This is a genomic window from Phenylobacterium sp. (assembly GCF_046291545.1).
Lineage (GTDB): Bacteria > Pseudomonadota > Alphaproteobacteria > Caulobacterales > Caulobacteraceae > Phenylobacterium.
In genome coordinates, this window is the sequence record NZ_JBKBSM010000001.1 from 910,340 (window position 1) to 923,257 (window position 12,918).

The window sequence follows — 12,918 nt, forward strand, 5'->3', positions numbered from 1 at the left end:
TCCTCAGCGCTCACGGATCCATCCGGTGACCGAAAGGCGATCGCCGCCGGCGAACGAGGCGACCTGGGTGACCGCGTGCGCCTGGGGCACGCGGAAGATGTTGAGGGCGTTGAAGCGCGGGACGTAGGCCTCGGCCACATGGCCGTCAGCGTCGTGGAAAGCGAGGAGGCCGCCCCAGTCCGCCCGCCAGGCCGGCGTAAAGTTCAGGACATAGGCGAACAGGCGCTTCTTGCCCTCCACGTCGTCGTCGTGGGCGGTGAGGAAATCGCCCGGCCGGTAGCGCGTGGCCTGGGCGTCGCAGAAGTCGACGCGGGGCTCGCCCGTCAGCGCGCGGATGAAGCCCAGGAACACCGGGCCGTTCAGGAACTCGTAGAGCGACTCCAGCGGCGCCAGGGCCCCGCCCTGGCGGCGGCCGGCGTCCATCTCGTCGCTCAGCCGCCAGGCGTCGAACAGGTACTGGAACCCCTCGCGCGCGGTCGCCTGGACGGCCGCGTCCAGCTCCCGGCGACGTTCGGGGGGCATGGCCTGCAGCGTCTCCAGGCCGATGTCGTAGCTCTTGCCGTGGACGGTGAGGGAGCGGAACCAGGGGACCGGCCCGGCCAGGGCCTCGCCGATCGCCCTTGCGTCCGCCGGATCGAAGACGCCCGGCAGATGCAGCCGGCCGTGCCGCTGGAACAGCGGCCGGAGCCTGGCCGGGTCGAGGTCGCCGGCGAGCCTGGGGTGGCCGGCGCCGCTCACGACTGGGCGGCCGCCGCCTCCGCCAGGGCCTCGGGCGTGACGCCCAGGATCTGGGCGAAGGGCGAGACCATCGTCTGGTCCCAGGCGTGGCGCCCGCCCACAGTGATGCCGCCGTCCACCACCAGGTGCGTTCCGGAGACGAAGGCCGAGGCGTCGGACGCCAGGTACAGCGCGGCCTGGGCGATATCGTCGGGGACGCCCGCCTTGGGCACCGGCTGGGCGGCCGCGCCATGCTCGGCGACCCGCGCCGCCATCTGGTCGGCCACCTCGCGGGGCATGCCCATGGAGGCGCCGAAGATCGAGGTGGCGATCAGGCCGGGGCAGATCGCGTTCACGCGGATCTTCTGCGGCGAGAGCTGGGCCGCGCCCACCTTGCTCATGTGGATCACCGCCGCCTTCGCGCTGGAATAGGCGATCGGCCCCCAGCCGGCCTGGAGCCCGGCGATGGAGGCCGTGTTGATGATCGAGCCGCCGCCGCGTTCCACCATCAGGGGGGCGGCCAGCTTCATGCCCAGGGCCGGCCCGCGCACCAGGATCGCGTAGATCCAGTCCCAGCCTTCCGGCGTGATCTCGGTGATCGAGGTCATCCGGTCGGAGATGCCGGCGTTGTTGAACAGGACGTCCAGGCCGCCGAACTCGCTCTTGGCCAGGTTCAGAGCCCCGGCGATGTGGTCTTCACGGGTGACGTCGCAGTGCGCGTAGCGCACGCGGCCGCCGAACCGCTTCTCCAGCATCGCGCCTTTTTCGTCCTGGATGTCGGCGGCCACCACGCTCGCGCCCTCGGCCGCGAACAGCTCCACCGTCCCCAGGCCGATCCCCGAGCAGCCGCCCGTGATCACCGCCACCTTGCCGTCCAGACGCCCCGCCATGCCGGCCTCCCTCGCCGTCTTATGTGAACGCCGATCAGTAGCGGGGAGCGGGGGCGCCGTCGAGAGGCGCCCCCTCGCCTCAGTCCATGGTCACCACGACCTTGCCCATGGCCTTGCGGCTGGCCAAGTGGGTGATGGCCTCGCCGGCCCGGGCGAGGGGGAAACGCTCGGAGACGAAGGGCTTGATCTTGCCGGCGGAATGCAGATCGAACAGCTCCCGGACGTTCTCCTGGTGCTGCTTGGGATCCTTCGACACCGCCGCGCCCCAGAACACGCCGACGATGTCCGCGCCCTTCAGGAGCGGCAGGTTCAGCGGGATCTTCGGAATGCCCGCCGGGAAGCCGACCACCAGGTAGCGGCCTTCCCAGGCGATGGAGCGGAACGCCGGCTCGGCGTAGTCGCCGCCGACGCCGTCGTAGATCACGTCCACGCCGTTCGGCCCGCAGGCCTGCTTGAACATCTCGGCCAGCGCCTTCTGCCCATCCCGGTCGAACGGGCCGGGCGGATAGACCACCCCGCTCTCGGCGCCGTGCTTCATGGCCAGGTCCACCTTTTCCTGACTGGACGCCGCGGCGATCACCCGCGCGCCCATCGCCTTGCCGAGCTCCACGGCCGCCAGGCCCACGCCGCCGGCGGCCCCCAGCACCAGGAGGCTCTCGCCGGCCTTGATCTTCGCCCGCTCCTTCAGCGCGTGATACGAGGTGCCGTAGGTCATGATGAAGGCGGCGGCTTCATCGAAGGGCATGGTGTCGGGGATCTTCTGCAGGCGGCCGGCCTCCAGGGCCAGTTCCTCGGCCATGCCGCCCCAGCCGGTGTTGCCCAGCACCCGGTCGCCGACCTTGACGTTGGTGACGCCCTCGCCGACCGCCTTGACGACGCCGGCGATCTCCCCGCCCGGGCTGAAGGGCCGGGCCGGCTTGAACTGGTACTTGTCCTCGATGATCAGGACGTCGGGATAGTTGACGCCGCACGCCTTCACCGACACCACGGCGAACCCCTTGCCGGGCTCAGGGCTCGGCAGGTCCTCCAGGACCAGGGTCTCCGGACCGCCGACCTGTTTGCTCAGCAACGCCTTCATGGGGGCCTCCCGCTTCTCAGTCTCAATTTTCGGCGCGACGCTAGCCCAGCGGCCCGCCGGGCGGAAGGCCGCAGGCGAACATTTGTTTGAGGGCGCCGCGGGGGGCGCCTTGCGCCGGCCTCCGGCGCGCCGTTCACTGACGCTGACGACAGGACCGGGAGGAAGAGAATGGACGACGCCGCACCCAGGCTGACGCCCCGCACTGTGGCCGCACGAGTCCTGCCCGTGCCCAAGACCGCGAGCCCGGAGCTGCAGCGCTCGATCTCCCTGCTGGCCGAAACCCCGATCGAGGTGCTGCAGCGCGCGCCACAGACGCCCGAGCAGTGGCGGGGCATGATCGCGGCGAGCGACGCCATGGGGCGCGAGCGTCTGGCGGCCCTGCTGGAGCGGGCGCCGGCGCAGATCGAAACCCGCACCCTGGGCGGCGTCACCGTCCGTGAAGTGACCCCGCCGCAGGTCGACCCCGCCAACCGGGAGCGCGTCCTGCTCCACTTTCACGGCGGCGCCTATGTGATCTATGGCGGCGAGGCCAGCGTGGCCGAGGCGGTGCTGGGCGCGGCCTACGCCAGGACACGGGTCGTTTCCGTCGACTACAGGATGCCCCCGGACCACCCGTTCCCCGCCGCGGTGGCCGCGTGGCGGGCGCTGATCGAGACGCACGAGCCGGCCCGCATCGGCGTTTTCGGCACCTCGGCCGGCGGCGGCCTGCTCCTGGCCATGACCCTGAAGCTGAAGGCTCTCGGCCTGCCCTTGCCGGCGGCCCTCGCCCCATCGACGCCCTGGTCGGACCTCTCCGGCGAAAGCGACAGCTATCGCACCAACGCCGGGGTCGACGGCGTCCTGCCATTCTTCGAAGGCGTGCTGGAGGAGGCGGGCAAGCTCTACGCCGGCGGCGAGAGCCTGATGCATCCCCTGATCTCGCCGGTCCACGGCGACTTCGCCGGCTTTCCACCCAGCCTGCTGACCACCGGCACCCGCGACATCCTGCTCAGCGACACGGTTCGGGTCTATCGGGCCATGCGCAAGGCCGGCGTCGACGCCCGCCTGGAGGTCTATGAGGCGATGAGCCACGCCGAATACACGGCGGCCCCGGACAGTCCCGAATGCGCCGGCGTGTTCGGCGACATCGCCGCCTGGTTCGACCGTCACCTGGCGCGCTAGGGGGTCGCAGGCGGGCGCATTTGGTCTTGCGGGACGTTCGCCCTATATTCCGCGCCTTCCGTCGACGGGGATCTTCTTGGGCGTCACGCTGGACCTGACCCGCACGGCGGCTTCGGCCGCTCCCGTGCTACCGAACCTTTCGGGCCTGACCCGCAAGGCGCTGGCTGACGCGCTGGTCGCCGCCGAGGTCGTGCGCCCGGAAAAGGCGCGCATGCGCGCCAGCCAGCTCTGGCGCTGGATTCACCACTACGGCGTCACCGACTTCGCCGAGATGACCGACGTCGCCAAGGAGACGCGCGCGGCCCTGGCCCAGGCCTTCACCCTTGCGCGGCCCGAAGTGGTCGAGCGCCAGGTGAGCCGGGACGGCACGCGCAAGTGGCTGATCCGCATGGCGCCGGGCATCGAGGTGGAGACCGTCTACATCCCGGACGTCGGTCGCTCCGGGGCGCTGTGCGTCTCCAGCCAGGTGGGCTGCACCCTGAACTGCACCTTCTGCCACACCGGCACCCAGGCGCTGGTGCGAAACCTGACCGCCGCCGAGATCGTGGCCCAGGTGCAGGTCGCCCGCGACGACCTCGGCGAATGGCCTTCGCCCAAGGAAGACCGGCGGCTCTCCAACATCGTGTTCATGGGGATGGGCGAGCCGCTCTACAACCTGGACAACGTGGCCGACGCCATCGACATCATCGCCGACAACGAGGGGATCGCCATCTCGCGCCGGCGGATCACGGTCTCGACCTCGGGCGTGGTTCCCGAGCTCAAGGCCTTGGGCGAGCGCACCCAGGCGATGCTGGCGATCAGCCTGCACGCCACCAACGACGAGCTGCGCGAAAAGCTGGTGCCGCTGAACAGGAAGTACCCCATCGCCGAGCTGATGGAGGGGATCCGCGCCTATCCCGGCCTGGGCAACGCCCGGCGGGTGACCTTCGAGTACGTGATGCTGAAGGGGGTGAACGACAGCCCGGCCGAGGCCAAGGCGCTGGTGCGCCTGCTCAAGGGCATCCCGTCCAAGATCAACCTGATCCCGTTCAATCCCTGGCCCGGCAGCGCCTATGAATGCTCCGACTGGGGGACCATCGAGGCCTTCGCCGCGGTGCTGAACCGGGCCGGATACGCCTCGCCGATCCGCACCCCGCGTGGACGCGACATCCTGGCGGCCTGCGGCCAGCTCAAGTCCGACAGCGAGAAGGTTCGCGCCAGCGCCCGACGTCGCGCCGCCGCCGAGCCGGCCGACAGTTCCCCCGACGCCAGCGAGTAGCGCCGCGCATGCCCGAACAGCTCCAGTCGCCGGAAATCCAGGCCTTCGCCACGGGTTTCCCCCTCACCCTGCTGCACTTTGCGGTCACCTCGCTCATCCTGTTCCTAGGCACGGCGCTCTATGTGGTGCTCACGCCGCACCGGGAGATCGCGCTGATCCGTGAGGGCAACGCCGCGGCGGCCGTGTCGCTGGGCGGGGTGCTGGTGGGACTGTCGCTGCCGCTGGCCGTGTCGCTGAACGCCTCGACCTCGCTGGTCGACATCTCGATCTGGGGCGTGTCCACCGTCGTCGTCCAACTGCTGGTCTTCCGCCTGGTCGATCTGATCCTGCGCGGCCTTCCCCAGCGCATTCAGGAGGGCGAGGTGGCCGCCGCCGCCCTGCTGGTGGGCGCCAAGCTGTCGACCGCCATCGTCCTTGCGGCGGCCGTCGCGGGCTGACCTCGTGCACTTCCCCCGGCTTCCTGACTGGCTGGTCTATGGCGCCGTCGTCCTGGCGCTGGTGATCGCGGCTGTCGGCCGTCAGGAGAACGCCGACGCCCCTGAGGCGCCGCCGCCCACCACCCAGGTCGAGGGCATGCCGCTTGGCCCCGCCTCGCCCTTCGACCCGTCCGTGGTGGTGGATGTGCCGGACAAGGCCGAGCCGGGCGTCGGCACGGCCTTTTCCGTGGCTGACAGCGGCGTGTGGGTGACCGCGCGGCACGTGGTCGACGGCTGCGGGCGCACGGCGATCATGGTCGGCGAGGATCAGGGCGTGGCCGCAACCGTGCATGTCGACCCGCGCGGAGAGGCCGCGATCCTGACCACGGAGGGCGGCGCGCCCGCCCTGCCTCTGGGGCTGGACCGACCGCTTCGCCGCGGGGATCGGGCGTTCCATCCCGGCTATCCGCAAGGACGTCCCGGCGAAGCCACCTCACGCCTTCTGGGCCGCGAGAACCTTGTGGTGCGCGGGCGCGGCGCCCGCTCCGAACCGGTGCTTGTGTGGGCCGAAGCCGGCCGCACCGACGGGCTGGAGGGCACCCTGGCCGGCCTGTCCGGCGCGCCGGCGCTGGACCGCGCGGGCCGGGTGATCGGCGTCACGGTCGCCGAAAGCCCGCGGCGCGGGCGGATCTACACCACCGTGCCCGAGACCCTGCGCGACGCCTTGCAGGCTTCCGGCCGTCGTCCGGCCGCCTTTGCGGTGGGCGAGCCGGTGACGCCGGACAACTACGGCCGCGTCGCCGACGACCTTCGTCGCGACCTGCGGGTGGCTCAGGTGATCTGCATCAACGCCTAGGCCGGTTCGGAGGCGTCCGGGGCCGGGTCGGTCCCGGCCTGGCGCATGGCGACCAGGAAGGCGAGCAGGATGCCGATCGCCCCGATGGCCGCCGAATAGAAGAAGAAGGCGACGTATCCAGCGCCGAGCGCCGCCGCCGGCACGCCCGACTTGGCCACCGCCTCGGCGAAGGCTTGCGGCGGGGTGGCTGCGAAGAGGCCGGTCAGCGCAGCGGCCGGCCCCCCCGCCTGGGCTGAGGCGGCGGTCGCCTCGACGATGCGGCCCGATTGCGAGGCCAGCAGTTTTCCCGGCAGCGAATAGAGCGAGGAGAACAGGGCGTACTGGGTGGCCGTGAAGCCCTCGCTGGTCAGGCTGGACATGTAGGCGATGAGGCAGGTTCCGGCGAAGCCCGAGGCGATGTTGTCGACGCCGATGGCCACGAACAGGGCCCAGAGCTGGGGCCCCTGCACCGCCAGCCAGGCGAAGACGAGGTTGGAGAGGGGGCCGGCGAAGGCGCCGACCAGCAGGGCGCGCATCAGCCCGAGGCGCGCCACGGCGTAGCCGCCGGCGAACACCCCGGCCATGGACATCACCACGCCGAACACCTTGCGCACCTCGGCGATCTCGGTCTTGGAGAATCCGAGGTCCAGGTAGAACGGGTTCATGATGTTCAGGACGAAGTCGGACAGCCGGTAGAGGCAGATCAGCGCCAGGATCAGGCCGGCGGTGCGATGGTGGCGGGCGAAGAAGTCCTTGAGCGGATCGCCAAGGGCGGCCGCGAGATAGATCCCCGGACGGGTGCGCACTCCTGGCGCCGGCCGCGCGGCCAGCACGATGACGAGGCCGCCCGCCGCCACGCCCGCGACCTGCAGGAAGACGCCCCAGGGCTTGGCGGTCCAGGCCGCCGCCAGCCGCTCGCCGGCGCCGCCCTGGCCGACGGCGCCGAGGGCGGAGGCCAGCAGCCCTGCGTTCCCCGCCAGGCCCGAACCCAGGATCAGGGCGCCCAGGGCGAACAGCGCCAGACGCGCGATCCACTCGGGGATTTCCAGGGCCGGTCGCGCGGGCGCGCCCTCGGCATGGATCGGGCGCACCGCATGCGCCGCTTCGCGCGGCGCGGCCAGCACGGCGGCCACGCCGATCGCCATCAGGCAGGCCATGGCCGCGTAGGAGAAGTTCCAGCTGAACGCCTCGGCCAGCACCAGGGGCGCGGCGCCTGCGACGATCATCGAGATCCGGTAGCCCCACTGGTAGGCTGCGGCCATTGCGCCCTGCTTCTCGTCCGGCGCGGCCTCGATGCGCCAGGCGTCCACGACGATGTCCTGGGTGGCCGAGGAGAAGCCGACGAACACGGCGAACAGGGCCATGGCCCCCAAGCCGCCGCCCGGGTCGCCGCCGGCCACCAGCCACAGTCCGGCGATGATCAAGGCTTGGCAGACCAGCATCCACGAGCGCCGATGGCCCAGCCAGGCCGTCAGGCCAGGGATCGCAGCCCGGTCCACGAGGGGCGCCCAGAGGAACTTGAAGGAGTAGGCGAGGGTGGCCAGGCTGAAGAATCCGATCACCTCGAGCGACAGGCCCGCGTCCCGCAGCCAGGCGGAGAGGGTGTCGAAGATCAGCAGGTTCGGCAGGCCGCAGGCGAAGCCCAGCCCCAGCATCACCAGGGCGCGGCGCTCGAAGAAGACGGCGAGGGCGCCCAAGGTCCCCTTGGCGGGGGTTGAAGGCTTGCGGTCTTCGGCGGACGTCACGGCGGGCCCTCGTGGCGGAGGCCGGAGCGCCCCCTGGTTCAGCCGACCTTGGCGCGCGCCGCCGATTGCGTAAAGCGAGCCCTGCCCAGGTGGCGGCTCAGCACGGCGCGTAGCGCCTCCGGTGACAGCGGCTTGACCAGGAAGTCGTCCATGCCCGCCGCAAGGCAGGCGTGGCGGTCCTCCTCGAAGGCGTTGGCGGTCAGGGCGACGACGGGCGTCGCCACCCCGTCGGCGCGAAGGCGGCGCGTGGCCTCCACCCCGGACAGGCCGGGCATGCGCATGTCCATGAGGATCAGGTCGTAGGCCCCGACCTTCACGGCCGCCAGAGCCTCCTCGCCCGCGCGGGCATGGTCGACCGCACAGCCTTCGCGGGACAGGAGGGTGCGGGCCAGCAGCGCGTTGATCGGATTGTCTTCCACCAGCAGCACCCGCGCGCCCGGGGCGGTGGCCGTGCGCACGCGCTCGTCGTCATGGGCCTGGGCGGGGGCGGGGCCGGCGTGCGGGTCGGCCAGCGCCCGGGCGGCGAGGGAGGCCCGCCGGAGCGGCTTGATCAGGTATCCGGCGAATCCGTCGCGCCGATAGCGGGCGATGCGCCCGCGCTCCTCCGGCGCCAGCAGGATGATGGCGGTGCGATCGGCGGGCGCCGGCAAATAGCGTCGGCCCCGCGCCAGGGCCTGGTCGAGCAGGAACACGTCGCCGGACTTCGTCGCCGCGAGCGCTGCGGCGAGGTCGCAGGCCTCCACGGCGGTTCCGCCGCAGGCCTCGATCTGGGCCCGCGCGCCGGCCCGCACCACCGCGCTGGGGCTGACCACCGCGACGCGGCGGCCGGCCAGCGGCCGCTCAGCCGGGATCGGCCCGGCCGGGTCGAACGCCGCTTCCATCCAGAAGGCCGCGCCCTTGCCGGGGAGCACCTCGGCCGCGCCGACCCCGACCTCGCCCTTCATGGCGCGGGCGAGCTGGCGGGCGATGGCGAGGCCCAGGCCGGCTCCGGCGTGGAGGGTCTCTCCGCCCTGTTCGGCCTGGGCGAAGGCCTCGAAGATCTTGGTCCGGGCGGCCCGCGAGACGCCTGGGCCGGTGTCCTCGACGGTGAAGCGCACACGCTCGGCGCCGCCCTTGCCGGGCTTGGCGCGCTCGGCGCGGATCAGGACGCCGCCTTCGGCCGTGAACTTCACGGCGTTGCCGGCGAAGTTGAGGAGGATCTGGCGCAGGCGCCCTTCGTCCGCGAGGATCGGGGGCAGGTCGCCGGGCGCCGACCAGGCGATTTCCAGGCCCTTTTCCCGCACCCGCGGGCTCATCAGTTCGCAGACCGTCCGCAGGACGGCCTCGACGTCGACCGGAGCGAGCTTGAGCTCCACCTTGCCGGCGCCCAGCTTGGCGAAATCGAGCACGTCGTTGACCAGGCTCAGCAGGTGTTCGCTTGAATCCCGCAGGGCGGCGACATAGGTGCGCTGGTCCGCGGTGAGCTGCGTGCCTTCAAGCACCCGCGCCATGCCCAGGATGCCGTTCAGCGGGGTGCGGAACTCATGGCTGAGGGAGCCCAGCGCCTCGGGGCTGATGGGCGCGGCGCCACGAACGCGCCGTTGTTTCGACGACTTCGGCGCGGAGGATCGCGTCTTCGGCATGGGAAGACCCTAGCCGGAGCGGCTTAACGGGCGGTCAAGCTCAGATTCTTCGGAACATGAAGCTCTGCCTTGCGTTTAAGTCGAATGAGCGGGCGCGTGATGGGGAGCGCGCCAGTCGGGGGTTGAAGCGCAGACGGAGGCAGCGATGCACGACGACGACTTCAAGACCGAATTGACCGAGCTGATCCCGAGCATGCGGGCCTTCGCACGTTCGCTGGCGCGCAATCCGGCCGAAGCCGATGATCTGGCCCAGGACGCCTTGCTGAAGGCCTGGACCCATAGGGAGAGCTACACCGAAGGGACAAACATGAAGGCCTGGGTCTTCATGATTCTGCGCAACCAGTTCTATTCCGAGAAGCGCCGCGCCTGGCGCCGCCAGGACCTGGATCCGGAGGTCGCCGAACGCACGCTGATCGCGGTCACGAACCCCGACGGGGGCCTCGCCCTCGACGAGGTCAGGCGGGCGCTGGCGATGCTGCCCGACGACCAGCGCGAGGCCCTGATCCTGATCGGCGCCGGCGGCCTTTCCTATGAAGAAGCCGCCGATATCACCGGCGCCGCCGTCGGCACCGTTAAGAGCCGCGTCTCCCGCGCCCGCGACCGGCTGGCCCGTATCCTGGAGGAAGGCGCCTACGAGAGCGACGATGTGCCCCCGCACCAGGCCATGGCCTGCATCCTGGCCCACATGGATCGTCTGAGCGGCCGCATCGCCGCCTGACGCCGAGGTCGAACACGAACAGGAAAAGGGGCGCGGGCGACAGCCGCCCGCGCCCCTTCTGTCAGGCGAAGCTCGCCGAGGCGAAGTTGCCCAGGGCGTCGCCGCTGGCGTCGCCGCATCCGCTGCCGCCGTCGACGGGGATGATCGCGCCGTTCACATAGGCCGCCCGATCGGTGGAGAGGAAGATCGCCATGTCCGCGATCTCGTCCTTCGTGCCATAGCGGCGCAAGGGGTTGCGGCCCTTCACCCGCGCCTCGGCTTCGGCGGTCGGGGCCAGTCGGGCCATGCCCTCGGTGTCCGCGATCGGACCCGGCGAGATCGCATTGACCCTTACGCCCCCGGGCCCCCATTCCAGCGCCAGGCACTTGGTCAGCATGTTGATGCCGGCTTTCGCGGCGCAGACGTGGGCCTGATAGAGGCTGGCGCGCTCCGCCTGGCCGGCGGTGATCGAGATCAGGCTGGCGCCCGGCCGGTTGAGGAACTGGAAGGAGGCGCGCAGCACGTTGAAGGTGCCGATCAGGTCGATGTCGACCACGGTCTTGAAGCCGTTGGCGCTCATCCCGAGGGCCGGGGCCACGAAGTTGCCCGCCGCGCCCGACAGCACGATGTCGATGGGGCCGAGCTCGTCGTGCGCCCGCTTCAGTGCGGCTTCGACGGCGGCGTAGTCGCGCACGTCGGCGGCCATGCCGATCGCCGGCTGGCCGAAGGCGGAGACCTCCTTGGCCGCCGCCTCGATCTTCTCGGCGCTGCGGCTGATCAGGGCCACCTTGGCGCCGGCGGCGGCGAAGCGCTTGGCGATCCCCAGGTTGATGCCGCTCGATCCGCCGGCGACAAAGGCCGTCTTGCCGGCCAGTTCCAGGTCTTGGGTCATGATCTCCCCTTTGGCTTGTCGTTGTCGGGAAGGACCCTAGCCCGGCGCCGCGGCGTCAGTCGCGGGAAGATGTCACGCGCGCTCCAGCTCCGCGCCGGTCTGGCGCCAGGCGAGGGCCTCGGCGACGTGGACCCGGCGCACGGCCTCGGCGCCCTCCAGGTCGGCGATCGTGCGGGCCAGGCGCAGGGTGCGGGTCCAGCCGCGGGCGGTCAGGCCGCCGGCTTCCGCGGCCCGGCTCAGCAGCGCCCGGGCCGGCGCGTCGAGGGCGCAGATGCGCTCCAGACCCTCGCCGGCCGCCTGGGCGTTCAGCGGATCGGGCAGGCCGTGCTCGGCGGCGCGGGCGGCCTGCCAGGCGCGGGCGCGGGCCACCCGGGCGGCGGCCTCGGCCGTGCCCTCGGCCGGCGCAGGCAGGGCGAGGTCCGCGGCCGTGACCGGCGGCACGTCCACCATCAGGTCGATACGGTCGAGGAAAGGCCCGGAGACCCGCCGCTGATAGTCCGCCTGGCAACGCGGCGCGCGCCCGCAGGCGCCCTTGCCGAGGCCCCCGGAGCCGCAGCGGCAGGGGTTCATGGCGGCGACCAGCTGGAAGCGGGCGGGATAGCGCACGTGGGCGTTGGCGCGGGCCACCATGACCTCGCCGGTCTCCAGCGGCTGGCGCAGGGAATCGAGCGCCTGGGCGCTGAACTCCGGCAGCTCGTCGAGGAACAGCACCCCGTTGTGGGCCAGGCTCACCTCCCCGGGCTTGGCCTTGATCCCGCCGCCGGTGAGCGCAGCCATGCTGGCGGAGTGGTGGGGGCTGCGGAACGGCCGGGCGCGGGTGAGGGCGCCCTTGGCGATCAGGCCCGCCACCGAATGGACCATGGAGGTGTCGAGCAGCTCCTCCGGCGTCAGCGGCGGCAAGAGGCCGGGCAGGCGCGCGGCCATCATCGACTTGCCGGAGCCGGGCGGTCCGCGGAACAAGAGATTGTGGCCGCCGGCGGCGGCGACCTCGAGCGCCCGCTTGGCGTTCTCCTGGCCCTTGACGTCGCGCAGGTCGGGGACCGCCTCGCCGTCCAGCATCGGGCCGGGCCGGGGCGCCGCCAGGATCTGGCTGCCGCGGAAATGATTGATCAGGCTGATCAGGGAAGGCGGGGCGAGAATCCGGGTGTCCCCGGCCCAGGCCGCTTCCGGCCCGCTGGCTTCCGGGCAGATCAGGCCAAGGCCCATGGCGCCGGCGGCCATGGCCGCAGGCAGGGCGCCGGCGACCTGGACGATGCGGCCGTCCAGCGACAGTTCGCCGACGGCCGCCCATCCGTCCAGCGCGTCCGGCGGCGCCACGCCCATGGCGGCCATCAGCGCCAGGGCGATCGGCAGGTCGTAGTGGCTGCCCTCCTTGGGAAGGTCCGCGGGGGCGAGATTGGCGATGATGCGCCGCGCAGGCAGCGCCAGGCCGAGGCCGGCGAACGCCGCCCGGACCCGCTCGCGGCTTTCGGCCACGGCCTTGTCGCCCAGGCCCACGACGATGAAATTCACCGCCCCGCCGGTGAGCTGGACCTCGACGTCCACCCGCCGCGCCTCGACCCCTTCGAAGGCGACGGTGACGATTCGCGCGACCATGAAACGCCTGC

Annotated in this window: 12 protein-coding genes; 5 read left to right on the plus strand and 7 right to left on the minus strand. The window is 71.7% G+C overall.

The window, feature by feature from the left end; translation table 11 throughout:
- Positions 1–3: 3 nt before the first annotated feature.
- The 3 genes from ACK4YQ_RS04570 to ACK4YQ_RS04580 form a co-directional block, all read right to left on the minus strand.
- Positions 4–738, minus strand: a complete 735-nt coding sequence (locus ACK4YQ_RS04570) for a 2OG-Fe(II) oxygenase (RefSeq protein ID WP_409608723.1) — start codon at positions 736–738, stop codon at positions 4–6.
- Entirely contained in the window at positions 735–1,607 is an 873-nt protein-coding gene (locus tag ACK4YQ_RS04575) for an SDR family oxidoreductase (protein WP_409608725.1), read from the minus strand. The genes ACK4YQ_RS04570 and ACK4YQ_RS04575 overlap by 4 nt, the downstream gene beginning before the upstream one ends.
- A 79-nt stretch (positions 1,608–1,686) precedes the next feature.
- The gene (locus ACK4YQ_RS04580) at positions 1,687–2,685 is read right to left on the minus strand and encodes an NADPH:quinone oxidoreductase family protein (protein WP_409608727.1); all 999 of its coding nucleotides are present in this window, start codon (positions 2,683–2,685) and stop codon (positions 1,687–1,689) included.
- 168 nt (positions 2,686–2,853) lie between these two features.
- Here ACK4YQ_RS04580 and ACK4YQ_RS04585 point away from each other — a divergent pair, with 168 nt between their 5' ends.
- The 4 genes from ACK4YQ_RS04585 (at position 2,854) to ACK4YQ_RS04600 (ending at position 6,376) form a co-directional block, all read left to right on the plus strand.
- A complete protein-coding gene (locus tag ACK4YQ_RS04585) occupies positions 2,854–3,846 on the plus strand; it encodes an alpha/beta hydrolase (RefSeq protein WP_409608729.1) in 993 nt (330 codons plus the stop codon).
- Positions 3,847–3,922: 76 nt separating this feature from the next.
- Entirely contained in the window at positions 3,923–5,104 is a 1,182-nt protein-coding gene (rlmN, locus tag ACK4YQ_RS04590) for a 23S rRNA (adenine(2503)-C(2))-methyltransferase RlmN (protein WP_409608731.1), read from the plus strand.
- 8 nt (positions 5,105–5,112) lie between these two features.
- Positions 5,113–5,541 (plus strand): DUF350 domain-containing protein, encoded by a 429-nt coding sequence (locus tag ACK4YQ_RS04595; protein WP_409608733.1) that lies wholly within the window; start codon positions 5,113–5,115, stop codon positions 5,539–5,541.
- A gap of 4 nt (positions 5,542–5,545) precedes the next feature.
- Positions 5,546–6,376, plus strand: a complete 831-nt coding sequence (locus tag ACK4YQ_RS04600) for a serine protease (RefSeq protein ID WP_409608735.1) — start codon at positions 5,546–5,548, stop codon at positions 6,374–6,376.
- Here the strand turns inward: ACK4YQ_RS04600 and ACK4YQ_RS04605 are convergent.
- Positions 6,373–8,100 (minus strand): AmpG family muropeptide MFS transporter, encoded by a 1,728-nt coding sequence (locus ACK4YQ_RS04605; protein ID WP_409608737.1) that lies wholly within the window; start codon positions 8,098–8,100, stop codon positions 6,373–6,375. The genes ACK4YQ_RS04600 and ACK4YQ_RS04605 overlap by 4 nt on opposite strands.
- Positions 8,101–8,138: 38 nt before the next feature.
- Entirely contained in the window at positions 8,139–9,722 is a 1,584-nt protein-coding gene (locus ACK4YQ_RS04610; RefSeq protein WP_409608739.1) for a response regulator, read from the minus strand.
- A gap of 145 nt (positions 9,723–9,867) precedes the next feature.
- Between ACK4YQ_RS04610 and ACK4YQ_RS04615 the strand changes: the two genes are divergently transcribed.
- Positions 9,868–10,440, plus strand: a complete 573-nt coding sequence (locus ACK4YQ_RS04615; RefSeq protein WP_409608741.1) for a sigma-70 family RNA polymerase sigma factor — start codon at positions 9,868–9,870, stop codon at positions 10,438–10,440.
- Between the two features lie 61 nt (positions 10,441–10,501).
- On the opposite strand, the gene ACK4YQ_RS04620 is transcribed toward ACK4YQ_RS04615, so the two are convergent.
- Together ACK4YQ_RS04620 and ACK4YQ_RS04625 are read right to left on the minus strand one after the other, a co-directional pair.
- A complete protein-coding gene (locus tag ACK4YQ_RS04620) occupies positions 10,502–11,311 on the minus strand; it encodes an SDR family oxidoreductase (RefSeq protein ID WP_409608743.1) in 810 nt (269 codons plus the stop codon).
- Between the two features lie 72 nt (positions 11,312–11,383).
- Positions 11,384–12,907 (minus strand): YifB family Mg chelatase-like AAA ATPase, encoded by a 1,524-nt coding sequence (locus ACK4YQ_RS04625; RefSeq protein ID WP_409608745.1) that lies wholly within the window; start codon positions 12,905–12,907, stop codon positions 11,384–11,386.
- Between the last annotated feature and the right edge of the window lie 11 nt (positions 12,908–12,918).

What these genes read in the sequence shown, in the direction of transcription:
- ACK4YQ_RS04575 (WP_409608725.1), bottom strand. Translation starts at nt 1,607, where the DNA reads ATGGCGGGGCGTCTGGACGGCAAGGTGGCGGTGATCACGGGCGGCTGC.
- ACK4YQ_RS04580 (WP_409608727.1), bottom strand. Translation starts at nt 2,685, where the DNA reads ATGAAGGCGTTGCTGAGCAAACAGGTCGGCGGTCCGGAGACCCTGGTC.
- ACK4YQ_RS04585 (WP_409608729.1), top strand. Translation starts at nt 2,854, where the DNA reads ATGGACGACGCCGCACCCAGGCTGACGCCCCGCACTGTGGCCGCACGA.
- ACK4YQ_RS04595 (WP_409608733.1), top strand. Translation starts at nt 5,113, where the DNA reads ATGCCCGAACAGCTCCAGTCGCCGGAAATCCAGGCCTTCGCCACGGGT.
- ACK4YQ_RS04610 (WP_409608739.1), bottom strand. Translation starts at nt 9,722, where the DNA reads ATGCCGAAGACGCGATCCTCCGCGCCGAAGTCGTCGAAACAACGGCGC.
- ACK4YQ_RS04615 (WP_409608741.1), top strand. Translation starts at nt 9,868, where the DNA reads ATGCACGACGACGACTTCAAGACCGAATTGACCGAGCTGATCCCGAGC.
- ACK4YQ_RS04620 (WP_409608743.1), bottom strand. Translation starts at nt 11,311, where the DNA reads ATGACCCAAGACCTGGAACTGGCCGGCAAGACGGCCTTTGTCGCCGGC.
- ACK4YQ_RS04625 (WP_409608745.1), bottom strand. Translation starts at nt 12,907, where the DNA reads ATGGTCGCGCGAATCGTCACCGTCGCCTTCGAAGGGGTCGAGGCGCGG.